The following is a 16,532-nucleotide window of genomic DNA, read 5'->3' on the forward strand; positions in this document are numbered from 1 at the left end:
GATACCCAGTTCGACTGCGGTCTGCTTGGCGGGTTTGCCTGCCCGGACCCAAAGCGATGGCTCGGGTCCGGAACTCGGTGGGGTAAGCACGTGGCGCGTGGAGCAGCCTTTCGGTAAGGCTGTCAGTTAGCAACCCGAACTGGAACCCGACCGACGGGGCAGGTCACGAGGTCACCTATCCGTGCAGCAGCCCCCTTCTTTTCATAAGGCCTGTATCGAAGTGTTGGGTAGTGGGCAGATCGCGGCCTGATCATTACTCGGCTCTGGCGTAGCACCCTTGGCATCTTCGCAGGCCAGATATAGTTTGCAGTCCACCCGCCGCGGGGGGCGGCCGAGTGCGTCTTCGCTGGGCTCGCATTCGCCCTTACCGTGCGGCGGCTCAGCTCGGCCATCGCCGAATCACCCTCGCCTGGAGTCCGGGGTAGCTGTGGGCTCGTCCGTCAGTGGGCAGTCCAGCCACCATCGACCGGAATTACGGCACCTGTGATGTAGGAGGCCGCTGGGCTGGACAACAGAACTGCCGCCCCGACCAGTTCCTCAGGGTCGGCCCAGCGCCCCATCGGGACCTGATGGTCGAGAAAGTCCCTTACTTGCGGGTCATCATCGATGCCGTCGTTCAATGGCGTGCGAAAGGGACCTGGGGCCAGAGCGTTGACACAGACGCCGGTGCCGGCAAGTTCGGTGCCAAGGCTGCGGGTGAGTTGCACGACCGCACCCTTACTGGCGGCGTAGCCAGCCCGGCCTGCGGCACCGACAAGACCGAGAGCACTAGCCAGGGTGACGATGCGACCGTACCCGGCACCGCGCATCACTGGTACAGCCGCCTGGCAGGCGAGAAAGGTTCCGACGACATTGACATCCAGGCAGCGACGTAACGTGACAGCATCGAGCGCCCCCAGTTCGCCTCGGGCCTGGACCCCCGCGCTGGTCACCAGAACATCCAAACGGCCGTATTCGGTGACGACCTTCTCGACGAGGTCGTGTACCGCGTCCTCATCGGTCACGTCGCAGGAAAGACCCACCGCAGCGTGGCCCGTCTGGGCAGAGATCTGGGCGGCCGCCTCCAAGCACGCCTCCGGCCGCCTATTGGCCACAATCGTCGTGCAACCAGCGGATGCCAGGCCCAGCGCGATAGCTCGGCCGAGCCCAGTCGAGCCCCCGGTGACCAGAGCCACCTGCCCTGCAATATCCGTCCCTAGACCGACTGGCACCTTCGCCATCACGCCGCTTCCCTTCTTGCCGTGGTCAACACGGCCGCTTCATGCGCGGCCTCCCATCGGTTCCAACCGGTCGCAATGGGCCATGCCGCAGATAATAGGCTGTTATCCACAGAGCACCCGCACATGGTTCAGCCGCCAACGCATTCTCAGCCGGCCCCGTGCTGGTGAAGACTTGGCATCTACTCAATTTGAGATGTTCTTCAACGCTAAATGCCTATCAGCGCCCCATATTATTCTCCCAGGTGAGGTACATCTTGCCGCCGACAGAAACGCGAGATTTCCACGCTGTGGGAATACTATCCCGTGATGGCTGGCATCAAGCAACTGGCTGAATGCTATCTCAGCAAGGTCGGCGGCTCCTCCGTTTAACCTATCAACGCCGACCGGCATGCCCGGCGTCGCCGAGACGACCGGCATGCCCGTCGTCGCCGAGATCGCCCCCGAGAGACCGCTACCTGCTTGCCATCAGTCCGCCGACCCAGGCGGCCCCTTCAGGTTACGACGACCAGCGGCCTCTCTGCGTTGGATCGAATGTGGTGTATCGGATCGATTCCCTAGGCCTTGGGGAGAACTCGGACCCGCCTCACCGATCCAACAGAGATCCGATCCAGATCAAGTTCGGACACAATCCGGCGACGTGACGTTGACCAAGTAGATCAACAGGAGAGAAGACCTCAACGCCTGGTATCGACAATATGACTACCAACGACACCGGGCACGGTTGTGGTCGCAGACATTGCGTCACCGGCGCAGAGTTGAAACGCATCCACTCAGAGGAAGGTTTCAACCTGTCTACAACGGTGCCTCGATCCGGCCGCGCTGCCCTGCGAAAGCGCCGTAGACACTCTCCCTCAGGCCCTTGTCAGTGAGAAAATCTATGGCGGTCATGGCCAACGCTTTCGAGCCTTCGATGACAGCGCGGGTGGCGGTATCGCCAACCGCAGTCGCAGTGAAAGCTCGGGTGTGCAACTGGACATGTTCATCAGTCGAAGCGATGATGCCGTGCAAAACCGGAACCCGGTGACTGACATTAGACATGTCGGAACCGCCGATTGGATAGTTCTCGTACGGGGTAAATACGCGACCGAAGGTCTCGGCATTCCGCTGATAGGTGTCAGCGAGAGGCTCATTGATCCTCATGTCGCGATATTCGAATTCCCCCCAGGAAAGTTCGAGTTCGCAGCCGGTAGCCGCAGCCGCTGCCTGCAGGCAGGCCTCGACACGCCTCTTCAGAACCGCAAGATCCGCAGTAGAGGCAGCACGCACATAGTAGGCAGAAGATGCCGCATCTGGTAGTACATTGGGCACAGCGCCGCCCTCTGTGATCACGCCGGTGACGCGTTCAGAGGGTTTCATATGCGCTTGCAGCTGGGCTATCGCCTGGTAGGCCAGTACCACTGCATCCAAAGAACTACGAACAGCGTCGGCCGCCAATGCCGCATGAGCAGTATGTCCTCGGAACACAACGGTAGCGTCGGCGAGATACTGGGTGCGCACAGCCTTCATATCGACGTTTGCCGGATGAAGCATCATTGCCGCGTCGACTCCGTCCCACGCGCCGGCGAGAGCCATGGCTTCCTTACCGCATCCGCGTTCTTCTGCAGGAGTACCCAGATACCGCACTGCGCCAGGTAGATCGTTACCTAAGCCGTGTAGCGCTAGCGCTGCACCAAGACCGATCGCGGCAATGATGTTGTGCCCACATCCATGACCGATGTCTGGCAGGGCATCATATTCGGAGACAACTGCGACTTTTGGGCCCCCTGACGGACCGAACTCGGTACAGAACGCGGTATCGATCCCGAAGGCCGGCTGTTCGACGGCAATACCCTCGGCCCTCAGTAGATCCGCGATCCAAGCGCTGGCGCGGTGTTCACGGAACGCGAGTTCGGGGTTGGAGTGGATCCGATGACTCAGGTCCACCAGCGTGGTTGCAATGCGATCGACATCATCACAAACCCTGCGCTTAAGGATGTTGGCCGAAATTGACATTGAATGCCTCACTACTCGGCGCTACTCGACATGAATTCGGCCAGCGCGTCTACCGTTTCGTCTAGTCGTTCAAAATGCGGCAGGTGACCTACCCCATCAAAGAAACGGACATCGGCATTTGAGAAGACTTCGTTCACGACATCCTGGCTCGGCGGTGGCGTAACTCGATCGTTGTCGCCCCACAGGATTTGGAGAGGAATCCCACACGTATTGAGGTACCTGTACAAATACTCAGCGCCGTGGATCGGAACATGTCGAAGCGCCGACAACAGCGCCCGCTTGAATCCTTTGTATCGAAGTTCGGGCCTGAATCTAGCTTCTATTTGCGTGACGACACGGCGGTCCTGAGAATATCCCGGTACGCGCGCCAGCAGGGCCCGGTCTCCAATGATCTTGAAGAAAGGCTCACCGATCACCGGAAGCATTGCGATCCTGAGGCCGAGATTCAGCGGAACGCCGAATCCATCCGGTGCAATCATGCAAACCCTTGCAACTCGTTGCGAGTTACGTACCGCAAACTCAGCGGCGATAGGGCCTCCGAACGCCAGCGCTACGACTGTTACTGGACGTTTGATACCGAGATGATCGAGCAAATCGAGAATTTGAGCTTCGAACAAGTCGTAGTCGTAGTCGATATCCGGGCGGTCGCTGAAGCCCATACCGTAACGGTCATACCGGATCGCTCGGGCGCCCGCACTCGCGACTTTTTCGAAAAGACCGTCCCAAATCCACAGCGGCAACGTGGCTCCAGAGAGGAATAGAACCGGTTCTCCTTCGGCAGGCCCAGCAAGTTCGTAGTGCGTGACTCCGTGGCGTAGACGGATCAGTGACCCCGGTGCGTCTTGCCGAACCCCTGACCCCATCACCCCCGGCTCGTCGCGCAGGTATTTCACAATCGGAAGGACGGCCCCCGCCCCGATCAGGGCGGTCCGCATATCAAGCTCCATCGAGAGGACTCTCTTTCACTCGTCGTCGACACAGCAAGGCCGACGAGCCTCGCGATCGCTGCGCAAGGCGGAAAGTTCATTGAACAGTCGTTCTAACAACTGCAGTGCTAGGCTAGCACAACTGTTCAAGGAATGGGAAGGTGCATCATGGCACGTCCGGTAGATCACGAGCGGCGAGCACGGCTCCTCCAGGCCGCGGGCGACTACGTTATCGCCCACGGCCTCTCTGACCTGTCACTCAGGCCGCTGGCCCGCAACCTGGGCGTCACAACCACCACTCTCGTTCATCACTTCGGCAGTCGGGATCAACTCCTCGCGGCGATCATCAGCGAGGTCCGCGAGCGAATGTTGCAAGCCGTCGACATCCAGGACACGACCGACGGGGACCCTTATGGCATCATCGAGCGCGCCTGGGCCTGGCTATCCGACTCACAACACGCCCCCTTGTACCGACTGTTGTTCGAGATCTACGGAAATGCACTCCAGCAGCCGCAGATCTACCAGCCCTTCTTGGCACATATCGTGAACGATTGGCTGCGGATCCTGACCGCAACGTTCGAAGACAACTACGACCATGACACCGCGACTACTAAGGCCACCTTGGCGATCGCCACCTGCCGTGGCCTCCTGCTCGACCTGCTGACCACTGGCGACAATGAACGTATAGCCCGTGCATTCGAGACTTTTGCAGCCATCCTCCCACTCGAGGCGGACGCAAGCCGGTAAGCGAACAGTTCGCCATCTCCCCCGATCGTCACCGTAGCCGGACTCAGCCGCCTTTCGAACGCAACGCTTTCAGCATCTACTGCGTGTTCTGCCCACTTCCGCATCGCCAGCGGCCCGCTTCGTAGAAAGCGGCAGCGATCATCAATGTCCGCCCAGGCCGGACTGTACTATCTGGTGGCAGACCGGTACTGCACGGTTATTACCCCGGGTGCTGGCCAGGCGCCCACTTTGGCGGCTGTTCCACATCGACCGCAAGACGCGTCCCCTCCGATGCTGATGAAGTTGTCGGGACATACCTCGGTATGGGCCTGGTCAAGTACGCGCGAGTGCCCGACAAGATTTGCTTCGGCATCAGACCGGCAGCGACCGCGCCGAGCCTGGGCAACAGCTTGAACCGGGGGTCGAGGGGCATCTGTCGAGCGTTAAGGTCTTATGGCAGATGTTCGACCACTCGGGAAACTTCCTGCCGTAGCGCGGGAAGGGCATCGAAATGGGAACCGTGCAGTGGTCGTCAAAGCCGATGGGGCTGTGGATGAACGCGATAACCGTGCGGCGTCGGCGTCGGCGTCGAACACCGGACAGCCCTGATCGCGTAGCTGATCGAGCGTCCGGTCGAGGTCGACTGTGGTCGGTCGCTGCCTATGACCAGTTGCACCGCCGCCCGCCGACGACGAAAGGTAGTTCTGCATGACAACCGCGGGGCTGCTGCACGATCAGGTGACAGTAGTTAGGCAGCCTGACCGGCTGCTGCTGGGGTCATGATCGCTTCGTATTCGACCGGGGTCAACCGGCCGAGCCGGGTTTGGCGGCGACGGCGGTGGTAGGTGCGTTCGATCCAGGTCACGATCGCGATCCGCAACTGTTCGCGGGTGTGCCACCGCTGTCGGTCCAAAACATTGCGTTGCAGCAGGCTGAAGAAGCTCTCCATGGCCGCGTTGTCCCCGGCCGCACCGACCCGGCCCATCGAGCCGGCCATCCGGTGCCGGTTCAAGGCGTGAACGAAACGTCGGGATCGAAATTGAGAACCGCGGTCGGTGTGCAGAATGCAGCCGGCGACCTCGCCGCGGCGGGCTACCGCGTTGTTCAATGCCGCGACCGCGAGCCTCGACTTCATGCGCGAGTCGATCGAGTAGCCCACGATCCGGCCGGAGAACACGTCCTTGACCGCGCAGAGGTAGAGCTTGCCTTCACCGGTGTGATGTTCGGTGATATCGCTGAGCCACAAGTGGTTTCGTGCATGCGCGGTGAAGTCTCGTTTCACGAGGTCGTCGTGCACCGGCGGGCCCGGTCGGCCGTTCTTGCCGCGCCGGCGTTTGCCGAACGCACTCCAAGCGATTGGCCGAGCAGATCCGCCAGGCGGTGCGCCCGGCCATCGGTTCACCAGCGGCATCGGCTTCGTCGGCCAGGAACCGGTAGCCGAACTCCGGGTCGTCGCGGTGGGCGTCGAACAGGGCGTTCGCGCGATAGGCCTCGGTGAGTTCGGTCTCGGTGACCGGCGCGGCCAGCCACCGGTAATAGGGTTGGCGAGCAAGGTTCAGTACCCGGCAGGTGACCGCGACGGGGATCCCGTCGGCGGCGAGCTCGCTCACGAGCGGGTAGAATCTTTTCCCGGGAGATTGGCCTGCGACAGATACGCCGCAGCCCGGCGCAGCACTTCGTTCTCCTGCTCGAGCAAACGGTTGCGGCGCCGCAATTCCCGCAGCTCATCGGACTCGCTTCTGGTCGTTCCGGGCTTGTTGCCCTCGTCGATATCAGCTCGACGCATCCACTTCGTCAAGGTCATCGGGTGGATCCCGAAATCGGCGGCGACCTGGTCGAGAGTCACTCCTTCTTCACGGTTTCGGGCGACCCGGACCACATCGTCACGGAACTCCTGCGGGTAGGGCTTGGGCACGATGACATCCTTCCAGGCTCACCTCTCGGCAAGCCAGATCGATGTCACCTATCCGTGCAGCAGCCCCCGCCTCACCGCGACGGCATGGAATGACCGAACAGGCCGCCGACGCTACGGTCGATCAGGCACGCTGGCTGCTGCGGCTGCTGACCGTTCGCCGATAAACGACGCAGGAATTCACTGATTCAACTAGAGAGCTGATCTTCCATGCCCTCGTGGTAAGTGCGGCGGATCACCGCTTCCTTCTTCCCGCGGTAGATTCGCCGCCCCAGGTCGTGGCGGCGCTCGATGAAATTGGTCTGGGGCTAGCATTCTCGCCGATTCGGATCGGCGTCGGCCAGGCGCAGAATGCACGGGTCTTGAAGATCCGCCAGTAGTGCGCGATCGCCCGGACCGGCCGGTGGGGCTCCCGTCCCGGGAGATCATGCGGGTGAACGTCTGGGTGAGGCCTCGCACGCATGGATCGACACCTCGATCCAGCGCATGTCCTCCCAGTGCGCGGCGCTCTTTCCGGTATCGATGCGTCCCCGCGCGGCCTGGTTGCGCGGACCGCAGTCGGCGGTCGAGTCGACCCGCCACAACCGCCGATCGGGCAGGTTCGCCAGCTGTGGCCGATATTTCTCATCGATGAGATGCACCAGACCGCACAGGATGTCGGAGTACGAGCCGGTATCAGTGGTGGCTTCGGGCTTCTCCCGCCCTGAGGGAGCTGCACGACATCGATGAAGTTCAACGAGTCGCGTGGCGTGCGAACATCGCCTTGGCCGTCAGGCCGGCGGACTGATCGCTGAGCATATTCAGCCAGGTGATGCCCCTTTTGCGGCCGAGGCACTGCGGGTTCGGGCACGCATAGGTCGCGCGGGGCGGTACCACGAACCGCATACCGTCAACCGAGGCGAGCAGGCCACCGCACCCACAGCTGCGCCAAAGGCCATGGTGGCGAATTCCACGCCATCGGGAATGTTCGCCTCCCGGCAGCGGTCGAGGTCTTCGGTCCACGACTTGGGCAAACACAGCTACCGGTCGATCAATGTGCGGCCTTTGCCGGTGGCGTAGGCACAGAAGACACCCAGCTGCGTTTCTCGATCCGCCCTTCCGTAACCGAGTATTGACGTTGCATCCCAGCAGATTTGATTACCTTTCTGAGAAACCCGATTTCATCGACGATCAACACACCACCGAGATCACCGAGATGTTCGACCGCATAGGAGCACACGTCATCAAGCACCCTATCCGCTTCCCGCGCAGCCTTGTTCAACAGTCGCAACATCCCATCCGGCGTCAGACCACCAGCCGCCTCGGCAAGCGTCCAGCCATTCTTCCCCGCCAACGGCGCCAACAGTCCCCGCACATACATCCGCGCCCACACCGCGGCTCCGCACGATAGAAACGCCCCACAACCAGCCCAACAAATCATCCAGCCCGGCTACTCGCACAGCCAGGTCCTCACCGAGCGACACGACGAACGCCCTTACCGCACAACATAACCAAGTAGAGCTGAAGTAGCAGAGGATGTCTTAGGTGGATAGTTTCTTGTAGCCCGGTGAGCGCTGCGGCGAGTTGTAGAAATGCTACGAAGAGACGGCGATGGCATTCGCAGCGGATTGTCAATCGCCGGTATCCGATCAACCACGCAATGGTGCGCTCGATCTTCCACCGATGACGACCCGACCTCGTGAGATCCTCGACCCCACGACGAGCGATGCGGGGAATGATCCAGCACGCCCGCGGCCAGCAGCGGTGAATGTCGACGTCGTAGCCCTTGTCGGCCCGCAGTTCGGTGGGTTCGCCATGGCAAGGGCATCGCCTCGAGTGCACCCGTGGGATCGACTCGACCATCTGCGCCAGCTTCACCGAAGCGTGGGTTTTCCCAGCGGAAATGCCGGTGACCAGAGGTATCCCATTCGCATCGGAGATGACGTGAATCTTCGATCCTTTCTTGCCGCGACCGATCGGGCTGCGGCCGTCCAGTGAGCCCCTTTTTCGCCCGCACGCTCGCCGCGTCCAGGATCGCCGCGCTCCAATCGAGTTCGCCGGAGGCTCCGAGCCGGTCGAGGATCTCCCGATGCAGAGCATCGAACACCCCGGAATCAGCCCACACCATGAACCGGCGATGCGCAGTCGGAACGCTGACCCCGAACGACGGCGGCAGATGCCGCCACGCGCAACTGCCGGTCAACACGAACATCACAGCGGCAACACCGCACGTTCGTCAACGGGAGCGGTCCCGCAACCCCTGCGGCCTGGGCGTGAACTAGGAGAGCAACGGTTTCATGATGCCCCACAACGTATCTGGAACCCATCGTTGAGCAAGCCTGTCGACCACGGGTCACATCATGCCGGACAACGAATTACACCCACGTAACACGTCCTCTTTAGCTCACCCCAGATCGTTAGCGCCAGCCATCAGCCCAGCTAGATCGTCTGGTCGAAGGAAGGACGGTGGTGGCGGCGGCCCCCAGTTGAACAGTCCTCGAGCACCTTCGAAAGTCTCCGGGCTCCACAGCTGATCGTCTATTATGCAATCGAGATCGCTGTAGTATTCGCTGAAGTTCCCAGCCGGGTCCCTCAAATACCAGAAAAAATTCGATCCAATGTGATGGCGACCTAGTCCCCATACATGCCGTTCGGGATGGTCCTCTAGCATGGCTGTCGCGCCGCGGCCGACTTCGTCAACGTCATCGACCTCCCATGCGGTATGGTGCAAAAAGTTCACGGGAGCCTGCTGAATCAGCAAGTTATGGTGGTCGGCCGAGCAGCGTAAGAATGACGCCATATTCGGAACGCGGTCGCTGATCTTGAAACCGATACCGTCGACGAAGAACCGCGTGCTCGCATCCTGGTCGGTAGATCCAACAACGACATGGCCGAGTTTCCTTGGCTGAACCCGGCCAGTGCGCAGCACTCCAGCCGCTCGGCGCTCCCGGCGTTCCGCCCGCCCAGGCCCGTTATACACCGGCGCGGCCGCAACCGGCAGAGTTCGCCGAGGTCTCAATTGCACCGACACTTCGATTCCGGTTACGGGGTCAGTAGCGACCAAACGGTCGGACAGCATCGCAAACGGATTAGACAAACGCTTCATCCGCTGAGCAATACGGTAAAGATCGTCGATGTCGTCAGCAGCTATGGTCATACTCAATAACCGCCTAGTTGGGTGAGCAACAATCTGCAATTGCTCACCGCCATCGATAGTTGCCAAAAAACTCGGTCTGACGGCAGTCAGGCCGAATTCTCTATAGAATTGGGCGGTCTCGGCTGTATTGGGCACACCGACCGTAATTGATTCCAATCTGTGCAAAGCCATAATATATCCCTTAATCAATCGGCGTCGAAAGAGTGCTTCAGGTGCCCAATTCCCTCAATCGCACTGACCAGCACGTCTCCCGCGGACAGAAAACGTGGTGGGCGGCGTCCCGCACCGACGCCCGCGGGCGTTCCCGTGAAGATTACGTCTCCCGGATACAGAGTGGCAACCGCTGACAACCGAGCGATGAGATCGGGTACCGAGAATATCATGTCAGACGTCCGACCCTTCTGCACTTCTTCACCGTTCAGGACCGACGTCAACGGCAGATCATCCGGATCCTCCACCTCGTCCGGAGTCACAAGCCACGGTCCAATCGGCCCAAAGCCAGGGAAGGACTTACCCAAACTGAATTGGGGCGCCTGACCAGCGTGCTGCAGCTGACGTTCGGACAGGTCTTGACCGACCGTCAGGCCCGCCACATGCCCCCACGCGCGACTTTCGGGGACACGATGGGCGATCCGCCCAATCACTACTACCAGCTCTACTTCCCAATCCACCGAGCCCTCAGGAAGGTTTATCTTACCGGTCGGGCCCGTAATGCAGCTGGGAAATTTTGTAAAAACGGGAGGTGAAGCTGGGAGCTCGAATCCCGACTCGAGCGCATGCGCACGATAGTTGAGTCCGATTGCAAAAACTTGTCTCGGTGACGGCACAGGCGGCCCTAACACTTGATCAGCCCGGGGAGCCTCAAGCCCGCTGGAACGATCGCGACCCCAATCGGCAAACTCTTCCCATCGCTCGAATACCGCCTGCGGATCGGCAAGAAACCGACCACCGCTTGCATGCTCCACATCGATCCAGATTGACTGATCATCGATTGCCAATCGTCCGTTGACATTCGCTATACGCATAAATCATGTTCCTTCTCAATAATCGGCCGGAAGATCCGCCACCAAATACTCATATATACAATTTCGCAAAAGTCCACATACTACTTGAAATCTCACAACTATTCACTAGGCCGCGAAACGCTGCCACATCAGAGCGCGAGCGGTTTGTCAAGCGCCTAGTCGACTGGCGCAGGTAGGCCATTATATCGAGCCATATTGATTTCCATTCGGTACCCGACAGACTTCATCATATTACGTGGTTAGTTCGATTTCCCACACTGCAATGCCCGATCGAATATGCACATCGCCCGGGAATCGCGACGGGTCGTCGCGCAGACGCTGTGGGAACTGGCTGAACCTCTACCACCGATGGCGAATCATCGGACAATCGTGACGTCGCCACCGACAACGTGAAGAACTCGAAGCCACGATGGCCCGAGAGGCCTGACCAGGCTAGTGCGGCGCTGACCGGACATCTCTGGCTCGCAAAAGACCTCGTGGGCTCCGCGCCGAGCTTACCGAGCACGCCCAATTAGGGCCGCTGTGGTCAATCCTCCGAGTAGCACCGGGCCCATGCCTCCGCAGCGCATGCCATCCGCACCGACAGAAGCAGGGCCTCGCCGGGGCGCCTGTGAACAACCAACGCATGTCCCGGTAACTCTGCCAGCGAGTCACCAGCGGCAGATTGGACAGTCTGGCCATGCCGGCCTCAGGTACGAATTTCGTGGAGGAAATCGAGAATTAGAGTGCTCCACTGTTCAGGTTTCTCGATGAAGGGCAAATGCCCCGTCGAGATCTCCGCATAGCGTGCCCCCGGGATAGCATTTGCCAGTTGCCTGTGGTGATAGGGAGTCACGAGTTGATCGAGCGTAGTGGAGATTATCAGGGTCGGCACTGTAATCCCTGATAGATCAGCCCGTACGTCGACGTGGTCGATGAGCAGATCGAGATGCTCTAAGGTTCCAGGTGGAAGTGTAGCCACTGTGGTGTCGATAATCGCGTCGAGGTCGTCCTGGCCTAGGGCGTCCGCGACGGAAGCGCTGATACCGATGAGCGAAAGAAAACCTGCCATACGCTCCAGCTCGTTCCTGTGGAGCAGCTCGCGCCACAGACGAACCGCCAGCAGAAAACGTGGATTAGGGTAAGCAAAGCTCGCGGTTAGGACCAACGCAGTGACCCGATCGGGGTGACGAGTGGCGGCCCGGATGGCGACTGGGCCACCAAGGGAGTATCCGGCAATAGCGAAAGTCTGTAACCCTTCTTTCACTGCGCTGGCGACCAGATCGTCAGCCAAGCCGTCCAGGGAAAGTGAAGATTCTGCACGCGGGCTGCGACCAGTCCCGGGATAGTCGGGCCCGACAACGGTGTGGCGCGCGGCCAGGTGGTCCATGATAGGGCCGTAGTTTGCATCGATACCGCCGCCAGCACCGTGAGCGAGCAGCAGCCCTGGGCCGGCACCTCGCACCACGCTACCGAGACTGGTTCTAGGTAGGTTGATGGACATACGCGCATGTCTCCTTTGATCTCTGATTGTCCTTGTATACAGAAGCGAGGCGGGGGAAGCGAGGATAGCGACAGGGCCTACTACTGGCGCAGGGCTAAGGTCGGCTCGTGTCATGTCGAATTCGCCTCGTAACGGCCGAAACTCGTCCGATATCCAGGTAGCCCGCGCAGCTATGCAAGCCCCGCGTCGGCTGATCGGCCGGCCGCGAAGAGGAGGCGGAACCCGGTCGATCCGACGGCTGATTCAACGGATCAGACCGTGGACGAGATTGGCCTCTCTTTCCGGATCGGTGCATAACATGCTCCGATGCTAATAGCACACTGCCCCTTTGCTTGACCTAATAGATGCTGCAGACATATCTTGGCGCTTCCTTTCGTGGCGACATACTTTTCCGGAGAGCCCGATGCATCCCGTAAGTGCGCTACATTCCTAAAATCTTCCAAGAGCAAGATTTGAGAGAAAATAAACCGCTTACTGGCAGTACGAATTGAAGCTATACAGCCAAGCGGGCGATCAAATCTTTGACGATCGACTGATGGCCCCGTAAATTCGGATGCAGGCCATCCTCAAGCATCAGAGAAGGCAGACCGGGGCCATTGAATGTTTCTGACAGATCAACCGTACTTCCAACTGCTTTTCGAATTTCGCCCCGCACCCGATCGAGATTGTCTGGAATCCATCTAATTCGTTGATCAGCCCACATTTCGCAATTCAATACGGCCGGTGCGTAGAAATTCGGCGGAAGTATCCATGTTGCTGTAGCGCCGATCGACCTAATTCCCTCATCTATTACCGCAACGTTGCGGCGAGTGCAATCGAGTGGAACGAGCGTTGTCCCAGGGGTGAAATCGAATTCCTTCGCGTCGTTAGTACCCACCTGAACGATGACGTGCGTCGGCCTGGCTGCAACCACACTGGAGAATCGCTCGATGAGATGAGTAGTTGTGTCGGCCGATCGACCCAAGTTAACGATGGTTGGCCGACCGGCCTGGCCGACTCGATCAATTATTGCAGCAAGGATATGCGCCCAAGAATAGAGATCTGCCGTCATCGAATCTCCATAGGCGACAATGATGTCGTCACTACTGAAAGGCACGGCCGCGAAGGATGTCGCGAATGCGGCGTCTTCGAGCAGCTCGTCAGCGGCCAGGCGGACTCGATGCGCGATCTCGGCGCGAACCTTCGCCGCAGTTTCCGCGTCGGTGCCGTAAATTAGTTCAGCCAGACAATGGTCGGCTATCGAATGTCCATCCGAGAGACGTAGTGCCGAATCAACGTGTGTGAACTGGATGGCGTACTCAGGTGAGCCAGAAATCGGATCGGTCATTGACGTTGACTCCTTTAGAATCTATAAGATATGACGTTTAGGTCACACAAGTTCGGCAGCGATCGAGACACCCATCGCGATCCGGAGTTTCACCGGATCATGTTCTGGTGCGGCGAACGATATTACGCTCAGGGCAACCCGGCCGTAGTGTCTCGCAATGGCGATAGCCGCAGCGTTTCCGTCGCGCGCCAGTGCCGCATCCAATAATGCCTCATGGTCTGCTCGTCCCTGCATCCAGGAAAATGGCAGATGCGACAGGGTAGACGCATAGCGGTAACGCTCAGAGTGTTCCGATAGATGGTCGATCTGGATCAACACCCGCGGCCCGGATCGGGAAAGAAGGAGTCTATGAAAGGCGACATGTGGCGGATTCCACCTGTCGTAATCTTCTTCGTCCGCAGCGTTGGACATTCGAATGGACAGTTCTGCCATTTCTTCAAGCTCGGCACCGCTCAATCGCGGCACGCTGACGCGGGCGGCATAGCCTTCGAGCGTGATCCTCATGGCATAGAGCTCTTCGAGATCCGCGACGCTGAAATCGGCTACTCGAAAACGCTTATTATGCTCTGGGACTACCAGCCCCTGCTGCTCAAGTAGGCGGAATGCCTCACGCAAAGGCGTTCGGCTGATCCCCATAGCGCTAGCGATCTGCAATTGCGAGAGCGGCTGTCCCGGCACATAGACACCCCGGATGATGTCCCGCTTCAGCATCTCGTACACCTGTTCAACTGTCTTCTGGTCACGGGCGGCCATGGTTCCCTACCTCTCCGACTTGTACACAAGATAGCTCATCATCAGAGCAGATTTTAGCAATCTACCACAGATAGGCACAAAAGTGTGCACAAGAATGTTGACTTGCTCAGTTGGATCGTGCATCGTGGACACGCCGGTCGAGACGGAGCGGCAGCGAGGAGGTAGGCAAGGAGCAACCCACATCGCGACGGCATCATGCACAGTCGCCGTAGACGGGTCACCCGTACCAACGCTGCCGCCTATCGAAAGTCAAGCGATACGGGTTCATTCCGTTCCTGTGCCAGCCCAGCCACTGGCTGCGGTGATTGTCGGCACACCCGCCAAGGCCACCCTCGATCCCGGGATGACCCCGCTGATGAAATCATCGAAATCCTGAACGTTCTGCAGGATTGCCGTTCGAACATCGACGGAGACAGCGGATACACGCGCGCCGCGATAGCTGTCGTTCTCGACGAAAACGTACGGGACAGATTTCATACTGCACGATGGGGCACAAATCAAGAGACCGCCGCAAGCGGCCATTCGAAGGCATTGCACTAGCCGACCTTTTGGAAGGAACACCACGCCGATGACTGAACTCGTGATGTGGGAAGCCAGTGTCCGCACCTACGGATACCTCGATCAATTGCATGCCACAGCGACAGCCGGCTTTGGTGGGCTCGGGCTCACCCCCGGTGCACTACGAGCGGCTTCTGCGCAGATGGGCAGTCCAGCCGACGCTCTGGCGGCCGCCCGCGACCACGGAATCAATCTTCACTTGGATACAGTGACCGGCTGGGCTCCGATTCGCATACCGGCAGGAGCCGATGCCAACCAGCGCGACCGCTTCGATTACACAATAGAGGAATGCTTTGAGCTGGTCGATTTGTTCCAGCTGCGCAGCATGCTGGCGGTAGCCGTGTTCGGCATCGGCGAACTCGAACGCAACGTGATCGTGCGCGGTTTCCGCGAGCTGTGCCTCGGCGCCGATGCTCGCGGGGTGCCCGTTTACCTCGAGTTTATGCCATTTTGGGGCGTTCCCGATATCGCCGCCGCGGAACGAATACTCGAAGATGCCGAGTGCAGCAACGGCGGACTGATGCTCGATACTTGGCATTTCCAGCGCGGCAACCAGGACTACGACACCCTTGAACGTGTCGCCGCTACTTTGCCAATCAGCGTACAGGTAGCCGATGGCCCTTCCGAACCAATCAGCGACGACATAATTTTCGAGACATCTCATCACCGAGAGATGGCGGGCAGAGGAGGATTCCCACTAGCTGGCATCTGCTCGGCGATCGTTCGCCACCGTGAACCCGACCTCATAGGGCCAGAAGTGTTCTCCGACGTTCTCGACACGCTGACTCCCACAGCCGCCGGACGGCTACTCGGCTCCACCACTCAGCAGCTCATGACCGAATTGTCATACATCGAATGATCGAGCTGACCGCCTCTTTGTGATAGGAAGCAACACCGCCAAACAGTCAAAGCTCCGGGTAACTCGGTTGTTTCGCGGCAGCCTACTGACCGGGCCTTGGACTGCCAGAGCCACCGTTTCTCCTCGTCAGACTTCCGGCAACCGCGGAACGTAACCTATCGAGACAGGCACGAAATTGGCAGTGGGCAAGTTGGCCAGCTCCCATTCGTTGTGAGCGAGTTCGGTCCCGCCAATGCACGCGCGTGATGATGAATTCCCTCGTCGCGAGCTCGGTCGGCCGAGTTTCCCACTGAGAGTTTCGTTGCCGCCGATAGAGGTCCAGGGCCCGGGGCCCGTAAGAGGGGTAGAGCGCGAGGGGCTTTGCGGCTCATGCCGTTGGAGCCGAGAGATCGACTAGCGGGTCGATAGGAGCCCGAGCGTGAAACAATAGGTTTGGAATTCGTAGAAGTGAAGGCGACCAGAGACTGGACGCGGCTTCGTTTAACTGGCGTGCGAGCACACGGCCATCTTCCAATTCGGAACGTACTGGCTCCGATGCGGATTTGTTCCTGAACATTCTGTGGCGCTGGGGATTCGAGTGCGCTTGCCAGCTCGTGGCGAGCGGTCGATGTCCAT

Annotated in this window: 12 protein-coding genes and 4 pseudogenes; 2 read left to right on the forward strand and 14 right to left on the reverse strand. The window is 59.6% G+C overall.

Translation table 11 applies throughout. The features are described from left to right. Positions 1–440: 440 nt before the first annotated feature. The 3 genes from ACWCPQ_RS32610 to ACWCPQ_RS32620 form a co-directional block, all read right to left on the reverse strand. Positions 441–1,220: an SDR family NAD(P)-dependent oxidoreductase gene (locus tag ACWCPQ_RS32610; RefSeq protein ID WP_449906257.1), complete on the reverse strand. Its 780-nt coding sequence runs from the start codon at positions 1,218–1,220 to the stop codon at positions 441–443. A gap of 792 nt (positions 1,221–2,012) precedes the next feature. Beyond that, positions 2,013–3,212, reverse strand: coding sequence for an amidohydrolase (locus tag ACWCPQ_RS32615; RefSeq protein WP_449906201.1), 1,200 nt, complete (start codon positions 3,210–3,212; stop codon positions 2,013–2,015). A gap of 11 nt (positions 3,213–3,223) precedes the next feature. Beyond that, the gene (locus ACWCPQ_RS32620) at positions 3,224–4,159 is read right to left on the reverse strand and encodes an alpha/beta fold hydrolase (RefSeq protein WP_449906202.1); all 936 of its coding nucleotides are present in this window, start codon (positions 4,157–4,159) and stop codon (positions 3,224–3,226) included. A 147-nt stretch (positions 4,160–4,306) separates the two neighbouring features. Between ACWCPQ_RS32620 and ACWCPQ_RS32625 the strand changes: the two genes are divergently transcribed. Then, complete coding sequence (locus tag ACWCPQ_RS32625) at positions 4,307–4,885, forward strand: TetR/AcrR family transcriptional regulator (RefSeq protein ID WP_449906205.1); 579 nt, start codon at positions 4,307–4,309, stop codon at positions 4,883–4,885. 727 nt (positions 4,886–5,612) lie between these two features. On the opposite strand, the pseudogene ACWCPQ_RS32630 reads toward ACWCPQ_RS32625, so the two are convergent. The 11 genes and pseudogenes from ACWCPQ_RS32630 to ACWCPQ_RS32680 all read right to left on the reverse strand — a co-directional run bounded on the left by ACWCPQ_RS32630 (position 5,613) and on the right by ACWCPQ_RS32680 (position 14,977). After that, positions 5,613–6,779 (reverse strand): annotated as a pseudogene (locus tag ACWCPQ_RS32630) (IS3 family transposase). A 422-nt stretch (positions 6,780–7,201) separates the two neighbouring features. Further along, positions 7,202–7,453: pseudogene (locus ACWCPQ_RS32635) on the reverse strand (Tn3 family transposase); the annotation flags it as partial. A 55-nt stretch (positions 7,454–7,508) separates the two neighbouring features. Then, complete coding sequence (locus ACWCPQ_RS32640; protein ID WP_449906260.1) at positions 7,509–7,793, reverse strand: Tn3 family transposase; 285 nt, start codon at positions 7,791–7,793, stop codon at positions 7,509–7,511. Beyond that, positions 7,715–8,191: pseudogene (locus ACWCPQ_RS32645) on the reverse strand (IS701 family transposase); the annotation flags it as partial. The pseudogene ACWCPQ_RS32645 and the gene ACWCPQ_RS32640, both read right to left, overlap by 79 nt. A 34-nt stretch (positions 8,192–8,225) precedes the next feature. Next, a pseudogene (locus ACWCPQ_RS32650) lies at positions 8,226–9,105 on the reverse strand (IS5 family transposase). A gap of 54 nt (positions 9,106–9,159) precedes the next feature. Further along, positions 9,160–10,083 carry a VOC family protein gene (locus tag ACWCPQ_RS32655; protein ID WP_449906208.1) on the reverse strand — a complete coding sequence of 308 codons (924 nt, stop codon included), beginning with the start codon at positions 10,081–10,083 and terminating at the stop codon, positions 9,160–9,162. Between the two features lie 14 nt (positions 10,084–10,097). Continuing rightward, positions 10,098–10,937, reverse strand: coding sequence for a fumarylacetoacetate hydrolase family protein (locus tag ACWCPQ_RS32660; RefSeq protein ID WP_449906211.1), 840 nt, complete (start codon positions 10,935–10,937; stop codon positions 10,098–10,100). A 688-nt stretch (positions 10,938–11,625) separates the two neighbouring features. After that, a complete protein-coding gene (locus ACWCPQ_RS32665) occupies positions 11,626–12,420 on the reverse strand; it encodes an alpha/beta fold hydrolase (RefSeq protein ID WP_449906214.1) in 795 nt (264 codons plus the stop codon). A 493-nt stretch (positions 12,421–12,913) separates the two neighbouring features. Continuing rightward, the gene (locus ACWCPQ_RS32670) at positions 12,914–13,747 is read right to left on the reverse strand and encodes an SGNH/GDSL hydrolase family protein (protein WP_449906217.1); all 834 of its coding nucleotides are present in this window, start codon (positions 13,745–13,747) and stop codon (positions 12,914–12,916) included. A 42-nt stretch (positions 13,748–13,789) separates the two neighbouring features. Next, positions 13,790–14,500, reverse strand: a complete 711-nt coding sequence (locus ACWCPQ_RS32675; RefSeq protein WP_449906220.1) for a GntR family transcriptional regulator — start codon at positions 14,498–14,500, stop codon at positions 13,790–13,792. Between the two features lie 264 nt (positions 14,501–14,764). After that, positions 14,765–14,977: a hypothetical protein gene (locus ACWCPQ_RS32680; protein WP_449906222.1), complete on the reverse strand. Its 213-nt coding sequence runs from the start codon at positions 14,975–14,977 to the stop codon at positions 14,765–14,767. Between the two features lie 91 nt (positions 14,978–15,068). On the opposite strand from ACWCPQ_RS32680, the gene ACWCPQ_RS32685 reads away from it, so the two are divergent. After that, positions 15,069–15,917, forward strand: coding sequence for a sugar phosphate isomerase/epimerase family protein (locus tag ACWCPQ_RS32685; protein ID WP_449906225.1), 849 nt, complete (start codon positions 15,069–15,071; stop codon positions 15,915–15,917). Positions 15,918–16,532: the final 615 nt, after the last annotated feature.

The sequence above is a fragment of the Nocardia sp. NPDC001965 genome (assembly GCF_053594175.1).